Origin of the sequence: Candidatus Skiveiella danica (genome assembly GCF_022705245.1) — a bacterium.
Taxonomy (GTDB): Bacteria; Pseudomonadota; Gammaproteobacteria; order Burkholderiales; family Burkholderiaceae_C; genus Skiveiella; species Skiveiella danica.
On the sequence record NZ_JAKJEW010000003.1, the window covers coordinates 118,762 to 133,662 of the forward strand.

General features: G+C 58.9%; 11 protein-coding genes. 8 read left to right on the top strand and 3 right to left on the bottom strand.

Annotation, left to right across the window (positions count from 1 at the left end):
- Positions 1 to 237: 237 nt before the first annotated feature.
- On the bottom strand, positions 238 to 894 hold the full coding sequence (locus ACMUOY_RS02865) for a hypothetical protein (protein WP_413891030.1): 657 nt from the start codon (positions 892 to 894) through the stop codon (positions 238 to 240).
- On the opposite strand from ACMUOY_RS02865, the gene ACMUOY_RS02870 reads away from it, so the two are divergent.
- The 4 genes from ACMUOY_RS02870 to ACMUOY_RS02885 all read left to right on the top strand — a co-directional run bounded on the left by ACMUOY_RS02870 (position 831) and on the right by ACMUOY_RS02885 (position 4,172).
- Positions 831 to 1,175, top strand: a complete 345-nt coding sequence (locus tag ACMUOY_RS02870) for a DUF5372 family protein (protein WP_413890884.1) — start codon at positions 831 to 833, stop codon at positions 1,173 to 1,175. The two genes, ACMUOY_RS02865 and ACMUOY_RS02870, sit on opposite strands and share 64 nt — an antisense overlap.
- Before the next feature lie 180 nt (positions 1,176 to 1,355).
- The gene (locus ACMUOY_RS02875; RefSeq protein WP_413890886.1) at positions 1,356 to 1,808 is read left to right on the top strand and encodes a helix-turn-helix domain-containing protein; all 453 of its coding nucleotides are present in this window, start codon (positions 1,356 to 1,358) and stop codon (positions 1,806 to 1,808) included.
- Between the two features lie 11 nt (positions 1,809 to 1,819).
- Positions 1,820 to 2,095 (top strand): hypothetical protein, encoded by a 276-nt coding sequence (locus ACMUOY_RS02880; protein WP_413890888.1) that lies wholly within the window; start codon positions 1,820 to 1,822, stop codon positions 2,093 to 2,095.
- Positions 2,085 to 4,172, top strand: coding sequence for a recombinase family protein (locus ACMUOY_RS02885; protein ID WP_413890890.1), 2,088 nt, complete (start codon positions 2,085 to 2,087; stop codon positions 4,170 to 4,172). Before ACMUOY_RS02880 ends, ACMUOY_RS02885 begins: the two co-directional genes overlap by 11 nt.
- On the opposite strand, the gene ACMUOY_RS02890 is transcribed toward ACMUOY_RS02885, so the two are convergent.
- On the bottom strand, positions 4,167 to 4,904 hold the full coding sequence (locus ACMUOY_RS02890) for an ISNCY family transposase (RefSeq protein WP_413890892.1): 738 nt from the start codon (positions 4,902 to 4,904) through the stop codon (positions 4,167 to 4,169). The two genes, ACMUOY_RS02885 and ACMUOY_RS02890, sit on opposite strands and share 6 nt — an antisense overlap.
- Positions 4,905 to 6,376: 1,472 nt before the next feature.
- On the opposite strand from ACMUOY_RS02890, the gene ACMUOY_RS02895 reads away from it, so the two are divergent.
- The 4 genes from ACMUOY_RS02895 to ACMUOY_RS02910 all read left to right on the top strand — a co-directional run bounded on the left by ACMUOY_RS02895 (position 6,377) and on the right by ACMUOY_RS02910 (position 12,446).
- Positions 6,377 to 8,650 (top strand): TOMM precursor leader peptide-binding protein, encoded by a 2,274-nt coding sequence (locus ACMUOY_RS02895; RefSeq protein ID WP_413890894.1) that lies wholly within the window; start codon positions 6,377 to 6,379, stop codon positions 8,648 to 8,650.
- Between the two features lie 138 nt (positions 8,651 to 8,788).
- Entirely contained in the window at positions 8,789 to 10,054 is a 1,266-nt protein-coding gene (locus ACMUOY_RS02900; protein WP_413890896.1) for a SagB family peptide dehydrogenase, read from the top strand.
- Positions 10,055 to 10,078: 24 nt separating this feature from the next.
- Entirely contained in the window at positions 10,079 to 11,719 is a 1,641-nt protein-coding gene (locus ACMUOY_RS02905; RefSeq protein WP_413890898.1) for a S41 family peptidase, read from the top strand.
- A gap of 292 nt (positions 11,720 to 12,011) precedes the next feature.
- Positions 12,012 to 12,446: a hypothetical protein gene (locus ACMUOY_RS02910; protein WP_413890900.1), complete on the top strand. Its 435-nt coding sequence runs from the start codon at positions 12,012 to 12,014 to the stop codon at positions 12,444 to 12,446.
- A 166-nt stretch (positions 12,447 to 12,612) separates the two neighbouring features.
- Here ACMUOY_RS02910 and ACMUOY_RS02915 read toward each other — a convergent pair whose 3' ends face one another.
- Entirely contained in the window at positions 12,613 to 14,877 is a 2,265-nt protein-coding gene (locus ACMUOY_RS02915; RefSeq protein WP_413890902.1) for a hypothetical protein, read from the bottom strand.
- Positions 14,878 to 14,901 lie beyond the last annotated feature (24 nt).

Consider the following 14,901-nt stretch of genomic DNA (forward strand, 5'->3'; position numbering starts at 1 on the left):
CTGACCCGCCTTGCCTTGCCGACCCATTGTTCAAGCCCCTATTCAAGCCTCTGTCAACGCCAAATTGAAATGTCCCCTTTTGTGCCAGATTGAAATGTCCCCTTTCGGGTTGTTCGTTTTGAACAAGGTTTTGGCAAGCGTAAGCGCGTCAGGCCGAAGGCGAAGAATCGGGGAGCGGTGGGTAACTGAGGGACCGGCGTACTCGCCGGCTGTCCACACCCGTGTGGTGTGGGCAGCTCAGTTATCCACGGCGGGCGCGGGTGCCCGGTGCGCGCGAAGAGCGACGACACCCATGCCCTTGGTTTGCGGAGACTTCGTGGACGCGTTATGCGAAGCCACCTGCTCCTTTAGTTTGCGTAGCCGTGCAGCCTCTTTGGTCAGCACCTCATCAACCCGTGCATTGATCATCTTGTCGTCGGCAACGCGAGTAGCACTCAGGTGCTGATGCCGCTCGAACGTCTTGAAGGGCAATGCCTCGGTGCCCCACAGAAGTTCGAGTTCACCGTCCAGGTGCTCGAGGATCTTGACCGCTTGTCCTCGCAGCGCGTAGCGAGGCTGATCGGGCTTGGTGAGGACCACCAGCATGCGACCCTTGAACTGGCAAGTGAGCGTCTTGGACAGCACGCGCGCGTAGTGGTGGGCGCACACACGAGCCAGATCGCGTGCATCGCCATCGAAGGCTCGGTGGGCATTGGCGCTGTCCGCTGCCAAGCGCGCAAAGCGAGCGTTGTGCTTGATCAAGTACGTGGGTAGCCAGGCATTGGCGGTCTCGATGGTGTTGATCCTGGCCAGGCGCAGTGCCTTGACCAGGCGATCCTGCAGAGTCTGAAATGCGCGCTCCACCCGGCCCTTCTCGTAGGACGAGAACTGCACGCCATGCAGGCGATCGAGCATCCGTAGAGTTCGAGGTCACGCACCCGTTCCACCCTTGGCGTGGCCGACGCTTCGTCCTGGCCACGCGTAAGCAGAACTGGGGCGAGGACCGGGTGACGTTCTTCGACGATCAGGGGCGACTGCGCTCGCTGCTCGCGTCCTGGACCAACGTTGATGAACCTGACGCGTTCACTCAATGCTCTGCCGGCCGCTCATGGCTGCGCGTGGACGATCTCCTGCATCTGCGAGCGCTGGTCGAAGAGATCGCCAAGGGTCAGCGGACACGGCGGCGCACGCGTTAAGCAAATTACGCCGCATGTGTAAAGCACGATACGCCGCATGTCAAGTTGGATTGCCTCCTTGTCTTCCGGCTATTCTCTTTGTAACTAGTGTAAAGACACTCGCCATCGTTCGAAAAATGGCGCTTGACATGAACGCATATGCGGCATATTGTGATTTACACATTAACCGCCTTGCCACCCATGACCAAACGCCCGACCAAGATCGATCGACTGCGCGAGATGGGCATGCTCAATCCGCAACCCGAGCGCGTGCGCGCACCGTGGTTCGAAGTGGCAGGCTTCTTCGACGCCAACGACCTGCTGCAGGTGAAGTACGAGATGCTGCGTCATGCCCGCCAGGGCGGCGTCACCAAGGCCGAGGCTGCCGAGCTGTTCGGCGTGTCGCGGCCAACCTTCTACCAGGCCGAAGCCGCCTTCGATCAAGCCGGCCTGGCGGGGCTGCTGCCTCGGCCGCGTGGACCCAAGTCGGCACACAAGCTCACACCCGAGGTGATGAGCCTGATCCACGATCTTCACCGCGAAGGCGCGCCGATTCAGGCGCGTGCGCTGGCGCAAGTGGTGCAACAGCGACTGGGTGTCATGGTGCACCCTCGCAGCATCGAGCGCGCGCTTGCGCGCAAAAAAAAACGCTGACGCACCGGCACGTGGCGCCACCTCTGCCGGCGCACGCCACCGAAGCCTACGAAGAGCTGCGCGAGCAAGTCGTGCACGGACAGGCGCGGCCCGACGGACTGGGTGCCGTCGTGTTCCATGGCATGTGGTGCGGCCTGAGCGTGCTGCTGCAGGCGCCGCCAACGACACCGTTGCCCTCGGCGAGCGCTTCGCACTCGCCATCCCCGGTGACGCACGACCCCCAACTCGTGCGCCTGCTTGCCAACATGGTGCTGCTGACGCAGTCGAAGGAGGAATATGCCTACTGATCACGCCCTGAAGATCGGCGCAGACCACCTGCGCCGGGACGCATTCCTGTACGTGCGCCAGTCGTCGCTGCGCCAGGTGTTCGAGAACACCGAGAGCACCAAGCGCCAATACGCGCTGCGCGACCGCGCGGTGGCCCTGGGTTGGCCGATCGATCGCATCCACGTCATCGACAGCGACCAAGGTGTGTCCGGCGCACAGGCCGCGGGCCGCGACGGCTTCCAGCACCTGGTGACCGAAGTCGCCATGGGACACGCCGGCATCGTGCTCGGCCTGGAAGTCTCGCGACTGGCGCGCAACAACGCCGACTGGCATCGGTTGCTGGAGCTGGCGGCGCTGTCGCGCACGCTGATCAGTGATGAAGACGGTGTGTACGACCCGGCGCACTTCAACGACCGGCTGTTGCTTGGCCTGAAGGGCACGATGAGCGAGGCCGAGTTGCATGTGCTGAAGTCGCGGCTGCAAGGCGGCATCCTCAACAAGGCCCGTCGCGGTGAGCTCGAGATTGCTCTGCCAGTGGGACTGGTGTATGGGCCCGACGGACGCGTGTGCCTCGATCCCGATCGGCAGATCCAGGACACCGTGCGGCTGCTGTTTGACACGTTCCGCGAGACCGGCTCAGCCTGCGCCGTGCTGCGCCGCATGCGCGCGCAGCACATCCTGTTCCCGCGGCGCATTACCCGCGGCATCGGCAAGGGTGAGGTCCTGTGGGGCGAGTTGGACCACTCTCGGGTGCTGGAGATCCTGCACAACCCACGCTACGCCGGTGCCTTCGTCTATGGACGCAGGCGCACCTCCTACAACGCCGACCTGAAGCAGGTGCAATTGCAGCTCAAGCGCGAGGACTGGCAGGTGCTGATACGCGATGCCCACCCAGGCTACATCTCGTGGGACGAGTTCGAACGCAACGAGCTCACGTTGCAACGCAACGCCGTGGGCTTCTCGACGAACCTTCGCGGTGGTGCACCCCGCGAAGGCAGCGCCTTGCTGCAAGGCCGCGTGCTGTGCGGGCGCTGTGGTTCGAGAATGCGTGTGCGATACGATGCTCGAGAAGGGAAACAGCGGCCTTACTACTGCTGCAACGAAGACACGGTGCGGCGCGCCGCGAGCAGGAACTGCCAGTGGGTGCAGGGCGCCGAGATCGACGCGGCGATCAGCGCATTGCTGCTGCAGACGGTGGCGCCGGCGGCCATCGACGTGGCCTTGGCCGTACAGGACGAGATCGCACAGCGCGTGGAGCAGGCCGCCTCAATGCGAGCTGCACAGCTGCAGCGCTGTCGCTACGAAGCCGAACTCGCACGGCGCCGCTACGTGAAGGTCGATCCCGACAACCGGCTGGTGGCCGATGCGCTGGAGGCCGAGTGGAACGAGCGGCTGCGTCAGCTCGACACCCTTCAGCGCGAACACGAACGTCAGCAGCAGGCTGACCAGACGCTGTCGGACGAGCCAGCGCGCCGGCGAGTCGTCGAGCTCGCACAGGACTTCCCTCGGGTGTGGAACGATCCCAGAACCAGCGCCTTGCAACGCAAGAAGATGCTCGCGTTGATGATCGAGGACGTCACACTGATCAGCGGCCTGCAGGTTGCCGTGCACATCCGATGGCGCGGCGGCAAGACGCAGTCGCTTACCGTCGACAAGCCCAGACCGATCGCGCTGGTACGCAAGACACGGCCCGAGGTCGTGCAGCTGATCGACGAGTTGCTGGAGACGTGCACCGATCGCGAGGTCGCCCGACGGCTGAACGACCTTGGCCATCACAACTGGCGCGGCGACTCCTTTACGGCAAAGAAGGTCCGGCTGGTGCGCATCACCTACGGATTGAAGAGCCGGTTCCAGCGGCTGCGCGAACGCGGCATGCTCACCAGCGGTGAACTCGCCCGCCGCTTCGGCGTGTGCCCGACGACGGTGAACCACCTCGGACGGCAAGGCATCCTGAAGCGGCACATGTACGATAGCGACCATCGCTACCTGTACGAGCCGCCCGGCGACGTGACCCTCGTCAAGGGTGCCGGCAGCCGCTACGGCGGGCGGGCGCCCCAGCTAATTCCTGTTCCATCAACCGCACAAGGTGCACTATGAAGTCAACGCCTTGGCCTGGGGCGAGTAGGCCAGGATGGACTCGATATTGAGTTCACCTACGGCGCGCTCGAACTGCGTGGGCGTGGGGTCCTCAGGGTCGTGTTTGGTAAAGATGCTGTGCCGGTCGCTGTACAGCGCCAGCGGGCGGCCGTGAACAGCCACATAGCGCTGCAAGCTGTGCAGGTACGCATTGGTGGACTCCACGGGATAGAAGCACGCCTGCAGCAACGCGCCGGTGGCATCATCGATGAAGGCGATGAGACAGCATTTGCCCGCGCGCTCCTCGAACCAGGCATGTGGGCTGCCGTCAATCTGGACCAGCTCGCCCAGGCGGCTGCGCCGCTCTCGCGGGCTGTGAATGCGCCGCGCGCGCGAGCGCTTGGCCTTCCACAATCCAGCGTCCATCATCCAACCGCGCAGCGTCTCCCTACTGCCCGTGTAGCCGTGCTGGGCCGCCAGGTACTCGCACGCCAGAGTGGGTCCAAAGTCGGCGTAGTGCTCGCGCACCAGGCCGACAAACCGCTCTTGCACGGCTGACGAAATCCGTCGGTTGCTCGCAACACCCCAGCGCCTGGATACAACCCCTTGGGCTCCGTCCAGGCGTACTGCGCGTGCCAAACGCTTGACCTGACGCACCGAGATGCCCAGCCACAGAGCAGCATCTGACTGGCCCATCGTGCGTTCAACGACTTGTTGGATCACCGCGTACCGGTCAGCTTCCTTCAAACTCATCTGTACCACCTCGACCATGATCGCCCCTAAATACCAAAGGGGACATTTGAATCTGGCTAAAAGGGGACATTACGACTTTGCGCTGTCACCCTATTCAAGCCTCTTGCACAAAACAATTGAGGCAGGCACAATTTCTTATCGGAAGATGACGGGGAGGCTTAATTCGTTGCTGCGAGACAATAGCTAGGCACGTTGCGCGGCACCTGTCGCCATGGTGGTGACTAGGTTCTGCGCTGCGATTGCCTGTAACGCTATCTTCCGAGAGTTTTCGCAAAGTGGCTAACCGACCATGCGAGTTGATTGTTTGCCGAAGAAGGTCATGTAGAAAAACCGGTCGAATTGCCGCAATCATAGTAATCAACCCACAACGTTCTGGGAGGTACAAAAAATGGCGGAGAAGGCGACTGGTAAGGTTGAGGCAGCGAGTGGCAAGGCAGACTTGGAGCTGGCCTGGACGAGGATTCTCGCTCGTGCAATCACAGACTTAGTTTTTCGCGAGTCGGTTAGGAAGGATCCAGCCGCGGCGCTGAAGGATGCAGGGGTAATTGCCCCCGATCTCGCCGAGGCAATCAAGAGCTTGAGCCCGAAGTTCGACGACGCGATGAAACTCGCAGAGGTCTTAGGGTCGACCTCCAATGCGACGCCAGGCCCGGTGACGGGTGGCTGCATCGGCAGCGTTGGCACCTATGGCGGGACACTTGGCACTGCGGGATGCGCAGGGGCCGCACAGGGCCCCTCATCGGGAGGGTGTGCCGGAACGTTTGGTACCGGCGGTGGTGGAACGTTCGGCACCATTGGGTCGATCAGCGCAGCACAGGGCGCGCAGGGTCCGGCCACGGGTGGCTGCATCGGCAGCATCGGTAGCTATGGCGGCACGCTCGGTACGGCTGGTACTGCGGGCGCCGCGCAAGGTCCCGTTGCGGGAGGCACGACCGGCGCCTGTTTCGTACCTCCTGGCGGGTGTTTAGGTACATTTGGTTCCGCTGGTGCCGCGCAAGGTCCTGTGGCGGGTGGCTGCATCGGCAGTATCGGCACCTACGGGGGCACGCTCGGTACAGCAGGTACTGCGGGTGCTGCACAAGGGGCCGTTGCTTGCGGCACGTTTGCCTGCACCGCGGCGTGCCCCTGTGGCCCGGGATTCCCTCCTTTCTTCGGCGACGCTGGAGCGACCATTAGCGCCACAAGGGTCGGAGGGGGCCCCGTCGCCGGCGCATCAAGTGGAACGTATGCGACGTTTTCCGTAACGACGCCTCGTATGGCCTAGACCATTCGATATCGGGTACGAAAGTGCGTGGCGCAATAGCCACCTTCGTCTCTGGTGTTTGGGCTTCAAGCGGCCGCCGCATCTGGCTTAAACGCACCACTCCCAGCGGGAGGTGGAAGGCCCGTGTCGCTCGGGAAGACGAGGCGCCGGCGCGCACGATGCAAGTATCCGTGGCTACTCTTGCCGCACCTGCGCTGATGGCGCATCAATGGATAGCGAGATGCTAAATAGCCCACTGCAATTGCAATTTAGACCAAACTTACAGTTGCTTCCCCTGGGGGATGGCGGCTACTGCGTTGTGTCCGAGTACGACACCTACCTTCTACACGGGACACCGCTGGACGCGGTGATTCCCCTTATCGACGGAACTCGCTCCTATGCCCAGATAGTTCATGCAGCGTTACCCCTAATCGGCGTCCGAGAAGCTGAAGCAGCGATTAGCACGCTCGCAACTGCTGGCTATCTGGAGGTCAAGGATCCATTCGCTCCTTCTGGCGTCGCCTCGTTCTGCGCCGAACTCGCGACGACTGTTGCCGAAGCCCGAGCCAGACTTCAAGAGAGCCAAGTTCGCTTGCTGAACTATTCTTCCGCGAACTCTGACGAACTGTTTGATCTGCTGAAACACTCGGGGATAGTCGTCGGCGACACCGGGGCCGCGTTAACGCTGATTCTCTGTGACGACTATCGTGATCCACGCCTTCAAGAATGGAACGACGTAAGTCTGCGGACCAGTCAAAATTGGCTGCTGGCAAAGCCTGGGGGGCACAACTACTGGATCGGGCCACACTTCATTCCCTCGGCCGGCGGACCGTGCTGGGAATGTCTCGATCATCGTCTCTCTCTGAATCGAGCCGCTGTCCGCTTGGGTGAGATGCGATCTGGAAATAGAGGAGTCTTACGACTCAACACAAATCCGATAGCCTCCTCAGCAACTCAGGGATACGGTGCCGTCGTAAACCAAGTGCTCCGTATTCTCATCAACCGCCCAAACCCGCTACTCGCTACGCAACTTTATGTATCTGATACGTTGAACCTTGGTGCCTCATGGCATGTCGTCGTCAAGCGACCCGAATGTCCCGCGTGCGGATCACCGGCCATCAAGGTGCCGAATAGCTGGCAAGACGGTCAAGCGTCGAGTTCCGCATCATCTGAGTTTGGAGGCGTTCGGAGCTCAAGTGCAGAGGCAACGTATCGCCGATTCATTCATCATGTTAGCCCTTTGACCGGAATTGTTAGGGCGCTCGAACCGTCCCCCTATAACGATTCCACTCCACTTCGCGTGTACTCTGCGGGGCACAATTTCGCGCTCGGCGGCGATACGCCGGCTGTACTAAAGGATAGCCTCCGGATGTTCAGTTCTGGAAAGGGCAGAACGGACATCGAAGCACGGACGAGCGCACTCTGCGAAGCCTTAGAGCGCTACAGCGGACTCTTTCAAGGGACAGAAGAGCGTCGGTTCGCCTCCTTCAGAGATCTTGGGCAGTCCGCGATCGATCCGACAACTTGTATGCTGTTCAGCGACCAACAATACTCAGATCGTAAAGAGTGGAACGAACGTGGTTCCCGGTTTCAAGTAATTCCATCACGATTCGATCCGAGTGCGAGTATAGATTGGTCTCCAGTGCAGTTATTCGGTGAAGATACGATCCGCTACTTACCTACATCGTATCTCTACTACGGGTATCCGTACCAAGCAGAGACGTTCTTTTGCTGGGCAGATTCGAATGGGTGCGCTGCTGGCGCAACCTTTGACGATGCATGTCTCCAAGGCCTTCTCGAACTAGTTGAGAGAGATGCAGTCGCGATCTGGTGGTACAACCGATTGCGGGTCGCTGGCGTAGATCTCGATGCTCTAGGTGACCCGTACTATCATGGAATACAGGCTTACTACAAGAAGATAGGTAGAGAATTTTGGGTACTCAATCTTACCCATGATCTCGGCATCCCAGTATTTTGCGCAATCAACCGTCGAATCGCGGGACCGACAGAGGATATTGTTTTGGGATTTGGCGCGCACCTGGATCCAAAGATCGCACTTAGTCGCGCAGTGACAGAAATGAATCAGTTTATGCCAGCTGTGCTAAACGTGAACGACACAGGACAAACCTTGTACAGCTTCTTCGATCAAGACGCACTACATTGGTGGACATCTGCAACCCTAGAGAATCAGCCATACATCGCCGCAATGTGCCTAGACCCACTGGTTGATTGTTTCGCGAACACAGCGCCAATCCAGGGTGGATCGGGCGAATTGTTGCGCCAACTCGTAGAGCGACTTCGCTCAAGAGGCTTGCAGGTCTTAGTGCTCGATCAGACACGTGCAGAAGTTGGTCTACCAGTAGTCAAGATGATCGTGCCTGGATTGCGCCATTTCTGGGCGCGGTTCGCCCCGGGTAGGCTCTTCGACGTTCCGGTTGAGCAAGGAAGCATTGAGTCGCGAACACCGGAATACAAACTGAACCCGATACCAATGTTTGTTTAATACCAGGCGCGCCCGAGAATTATGTGGTTACACCTAGCAAACGGCCACGCGCCTCCTGCGCTACACCAAGATCCAACTGCGAGTGTTGGGGAGGCCGCTCGACGATCGATCGAACGTGCCTTAGTGCCGATTTCCGACGTGGCCAATCTGCCCGCTTCCGTCTTCTCGCTGGAGAAGGCCGCACTGGAACGATACGGGCATATGGGGCCGGTCATGCTGCACGCGTATCTGGGCGTGCTTGCCTCGAATCGGCTGCTTCACGTCTCCGCAGACGAGACAGACGCCAGCGTCACGTTCATCCCCTACGCAGCGTCAGTATGGGAAGAACTGTTCCGCAAGAAGGATTTTTCAGGTAGGTCACTATCCCGATTCGCGCTACTCCGACCCTCCAGTGAAGCGGGGCATCTGCTGTTTGAATGCCCGCGGGCGCATGGTCATTTCGTTATTCGATCGTGCGAGCAAGTCAAGAACGTTGGAGAGATCTTGCTTGCGCGCAGAGCTTGTGCACCTGAAGCGTCGCCGGAACGCAAGATCGATGGTGGACAAGCTTTGTTACTGGCCGGAATGCAGGCGGCCGGATTCATGGTTGATGCGGAAGATTCCGAAAGTACTTTGGGGTTGCCCAGAGAGCTTCCGCAATGGGAGTTTCACGACCTCTACTTGCACAGTAGAAGCCGGCTAGGACGGCAATCGGATCAGATCGGCGGGACGTACCGGATGGCGCCTCTTCAGCCGCCTGATCCAATTGCAGTCTTTCGGCGCGACCACATTGCAAGCATCGCACTTCCTATTCCTTCGCCGGACTCGCTTCGTCAGTTGACAGTAGGCGAAGTTATGGATTCACGATGCTCAGTGCGAAAACACGCGGCCGGCGGCCTATCAATTTCCCAACTGGGCTCCTTCCTGCACTCATGCTTTTTCGTGCGAGGAATGTGGAAAAGCGGAGAAATTGAGTTCACCAGGCGCCCCTATCCGAGCGGAGGGGCGAGCTACGATCTCGAAGTTTACTTGCTGGTGAGTCGGGTCGCTGGGCTTGCTGTAGGAACATATCACTACGATCCCGTTCACCATGCCTTAGGCATGTTGACACCTGACAACGAACTTATGCGCGCCATGTTGGACGACTCGTATAGGGCATCCGCAGAGACCTGCTACCCGGACGTGCTTCTTGTGCTCGCGTCGCGCTTTCGCCGGGTTAGCTGGAAGTACTCTGGCATGGCGTATGCCACGATTCTAAAGAATCTAGGCGTGGTCTACGGAACCATGTACACGGTGGCGACTGCACTCGGTTTAGCTCCCTGTGCATTAGGTTTAGGGGATAGCGATAAGTTTTCTCGACTCACCGGCATCGACTACTACGAAGAAGGGTCGGTTGGCGAGTTCATGCTTGGCGCATTGAACTAATCATCGGGAATCAAGGAGGTTGAGATGGCCAACAATGTGAAATCTGCGGGTTTCAGCTCTGGTGCACGACTCCCAATGTACTTGAGTCATGTCCGATCGCTTGAGAGTGGACTGACAGAAGAGGAAATGAAGTGTGCAGTTGGCGCCGTTCGAACTGCACTGTCAGAGCTCTACGTGCACCTCCCGCAAAAAAGAAGCGCGCACGGCACGGATCCGGTGCAAGAATTGAATGTTTTGGAAGACCTTGTCGGTCACTTTCGCAGTGACAGAGAGTTTTTCAGTCAAGTCCACCAAACTGTGCATCGACTATTCGACCGTCATACCGGCCTTGTACTTCCATCTCCATGGAGAGGTCTTGTTGCTTTCTTGCCGGTACATGTTGAATCTTGCTGGGATCAATCCCGGCGAAAGCTGATCGTAACTAAAGTGATCGCAGGCTCGGATGCAGATGGCCATCTTGCGCCAGGCAATGAGATTACACACTGGAACGGGACGCCGATCAGCGCATATATCGAAAAGCTGAGTTGGATGACCGACGGTGCAAATCCGTCGGCACGGATCGCCCTCGCCTTGCGAAGCCTGACAGTCAGGCCCCTAGGCTACTTCGCAATGCCCGATGAAGATTGGGTATCGCTCAGTATCTGGGACGGACGGTCAGCGGGTACCGTAGTTCTCCCTTGGTTAGTGTATGCGTTGTCAGACTATCAACGAATCGAGCGCCAAGCAGATATCCATGGGGGTTTCTCAATATTTAGTGGAATAGATCAAGCCACAGCATCAGTCAATGCAAGCCTCAGGGATCTCTTCATAGCATCGTCCCCAGAGCGTGCCGCCACCCTTTTTGCTCTCGACAAGGCTGAGGAGAGCAACCTTAACCCGCTTCAAGAGAACTTGACTTTTAACATTGTGAAGTATGGCGACAAGGCCTACGGCTACATAAGGATCTATTCTTTCGAGTATGGAGATTCGGTTGGTTTTCTAACAAAGTTCGCGCGAATACTCGCCCTGCTACCGGATAGAGTTATCCTGGATATACGGGGCAATCCCGGCGGGACGATTCCTTCAGGCGAAATTATTCTCCAGCTCTTCAGCAAGCAAGACGTCGAGTTTAGTTCGCTTCAGTTTCGCAACACTACTGTGTGTCGGGCGATTGCAAATTCAGTCGACTACTTCTCAGAGTGGCGTTCATCGATGAATCTGACTGTGGACACGGGGGAGCAATTCTCTCAAGCCATTGCGATTACGAAGCGGGAGTACTTTCCTTCGATTCAACAGTCGCGAGTTCCCAAGGTAGTATTGATTGTTGATGCCCTGTCGTACAGCACTTCGGACTATTTTGCGGCCGGATTCGCGGACAATCGGTTGGGACCGATAATTGGTACAGATAGCGTGACCGGAGCGGGTGGTGCGAATGTCTGGGGTTACAGACAAGCACTTGAATTCGCCGCTCAAGCTGGAATCAGCTCCCTCGCGCCATTGCCTAGGGATATGGAGTTCAACTTATCGGTCCGGCGCTCGCTGAGGGTCAAAGCAAGCAACGGGCTGCCGCTGGAGGGTTTGGGAGCTTCTGTCAACCACCGTTACAGGATGACAGAAAGAGACGTGACTCAAAGCAACGATGACCTGGTCCGCTACGCGGCTAGCGTTCTGGATACAGTCACGTAGGTCACTATTATGCCGGACTCAGACAAGGAGAAGTTACTTGCCCGCTTCGAATGAGTACCCCTGCAAGACGGTCGGATGCGTAGATCATGTGCGGTATATTGAATCGATCGTAATTGCCTCGGGCGGCAAGTTAGGTCGTCCTGAGCAGACGAGGATCTATCTTACGTGTCCGAAGGAGCACGAGAACGTCTATTTGATCAGCCCTAAAGGTGAAATCATTGGATAACGAAGGTTTCCAACTTTTGTCGTGCACAGTACGAGTTCGTCAGTTATTTTCCCTGAGGAGTTCCTGATGCCAGCGCCGAAGATCAACGATCAGTATTGGTTCGACATGTCCGAGCGACTTGTCTCTTCAGCGAGAGAAACTCGAGACAACGCTGCGCAAAAGTTGCAAACGTTTGCGGGATGGGCCTGGGGTGCCTTCATCGCCGCGACCGCCTTCGGAGCGGGCGCTGGGAAGACAAGCCTGTCTGAGGGGCAGGCGATCTTTATGGCAATAGCTGGTGGACTGCTGGTAACACTTTACTGGGTGGCGGGCTGGGCTCAAATGCCGGATGTGCTGCAGTTCGATCCACGTTCACCGGACGAAATCAAGGCGGCATACCAAGAGGACCTTCGGCGAAGGGTGATTCGGCTGCGAATCGCGATGTTTGTCGCGGTAATTGCAACTGCAGCGATCGTTCTGTCCTTCTTTCTTGTTGTTCTAGGTGCGCAGTCTGCGAAGTGAAGTCATACCCGCGAAGACTGCTCATCGAACTGCCCAAGGCCAGCTCAGCCGACGACTACGACGCCTTGCTGCCCTGGTCCATCGGCATCGCCGCAAACCGATCACCACCAACACGCGGCGCAATCACGTCCAGCTCTCACTGGCAAGAACGCGGTCTATTGACCGCTTACGACGGACTGGACCGATGTTGCGTTCGAACGGGTAGGTCCCAAACTGCCTCCGTCTCGATCACCTCAATGAAACGCTCTGCGCTGAACCCGTCAGGATACAAAGTCCAGGCGGAGCGACTCGTATCGGCTTCAAGGGACTGGTCCGCTCGGTAGTCCCCAGCGAGCAGACCTTCGGGGTCGTTCAGGAGGTGACGATCATCGCGAAGTGCGATCAACAGCTCTTCGACTGAGATCTTCAGAAAGCCAGCGAAGCGTTGGTGGTCGCATTCGATCGATGTGTCGACGATCCAACCGTGATGGCGAGTTGGGATCCGATCATTGTTCAGGTCGAGCAAGGCGCGAAGCTCAGGATCCGAGGCGATTGACCGCAACACCGCTTCGACCTTGCGGCGAACCTGATGGCCTGCCTTGCGAAGCGTGCTTGTGGCGTGCAGCCATGCCTCCCGCTGAGATCGTCGCAAGAACGTCGACTTCACCTCGATGACGAACAGATGTTGGCCGAGGGTAGCGATCAGGTCCACCTCGCCAGGATCGTCCACGCCGCGCGGCGGCTTCCAGTTGAGCAGCGTCTTGAATCCACGCGTCTCGAAAAGCTGTGCCAAGTCTGCCTCAATCCTTCGCGCCTCGTCCTGAGCTTGCCCGCGTCGAGCACCGAGTCGCCTTAGATTGTTGATCGCAGCCGAGCTGTTGTTCTGCAGTCCGACGATCCATGGCAACTGAACCAGCGTCGCTCCAAACTTGAGAACCGGTCGCTCGAACAGATGGGGCTGAAGACCAGGTTCATTGCGCTGGAGGCGTTCTGCCATCGCGACCATGTCGTAAGTCCAGAAGTCCAGGATTGCGGATGCCGTTCGGGCGTTGCCTTTGGGCTCAGCTGCCGTGACGGTCCACCCAGTGAGGTTGGACACCTTCGAGTCCCGATCCGACCAGGTGAGCGGCAGCCGGTTCTGCAGCCCTTCGCGTAGGCCGTCCATGGTCAGACGCTGCAGCGCTGCGATCCAGCCCCCTGATCCATCAAGGCGATCCGCAAAGGCTGTCAGGAAGTCCCGCTGGAAGAAGGCCGACATCAAATCCAGCGACAGTAGCGCCCAGAAGAGATCGACTGTGTCTCCGGACTCAGAAGTCACCTCGTCGGCGACACCATATGCCTCACGCAAGCGAAGCTGCGCTTGCAGCGCTCGCAACCAGGCCAAACGATTGGCGTCAGCATTCTCCGGGCGACCAATCTCCCACCTGCCCGGATCGGACGCAACGTACTCGACGAACGCTTCTAGCGCACGATGGAACCAGTAACCATGCAGGCGTTCAAGCTTCCGCCCGTCGTTCTGCCACGCCACTCGCGCGGCCGGATCCACCTCGACGATCTCGAGCCGATCGCCCCGCCGCTCGAACCGAACGCCGTCGTCGTAGCAGAACGCTTCGGCCGATCTGGAGATGAACTCGTTCAACTCGATCTGCGCGTCCATCAGCGTGTGAAAGGCGCGCAGATTCCTGACGGCCTGGCTGGAGCTCGCTATACCGGATTCGAACAATATCGGGCGAAGATGCCGTGCGACCGACCTCCCAATGCTGTCGTCGGTCAGCTTCAGAGTCACGATGTCGGCGCCCGCAAGTTTCCACGCGAGCAGATCGCTGAGAGCATCCCACGCGAGTTGGAGATCAGCGCCTGCGGGGGGTATGGGTGACTTTGCCTTGAAGTCCCTTGGAATCAGAACTTCGAACGCATAGAGGCTCGCGTAGATCAAGAGGTCGAAGACAGACAACTCCGCCAGCCGCGCCTTCTGCGCCTCCACGGCCGCGACCCGTTCGCGATGCGCCAGCGCAAACAGGTCGAGCACGCGGCACAGCTCGGCCACGGCCTCGCTTTCGGACGCAGCTTGGTCCAGTTCAGCTCGTCGCAGAGAGTGTGATTTCAGGACGAGCGCGGAGTACCTGACCGCGCGAGTCAACGCATCAGGCGCTTCGCGCGCCACGCGAGTCACCAATCCTTCAGCAGCGACAGGCTCTTGGCCGAGGTATCGCGCCAAGGCGAGAATCATTGCCTCCGAGTTCCACGAGTCTGGCTGGCACTCCTTCACCACACTGCTGAACCAGAAGTGGTTGTCGCGATCCCTCTTCGTGAGCTTTTTCTTGCCGACCGGCAACGGCCTCCCGTCCAGGTAGGCGCCCGCGACTCGCTCGACCGCGACCTCAGGCGGGGCACCGTCACCGATTGAGCAGCTAAACAGATGGTCGAAGTAGTTCGAAGAGCGTGTGAGCATAGGAGGATGCCTGCCAACCTGGCA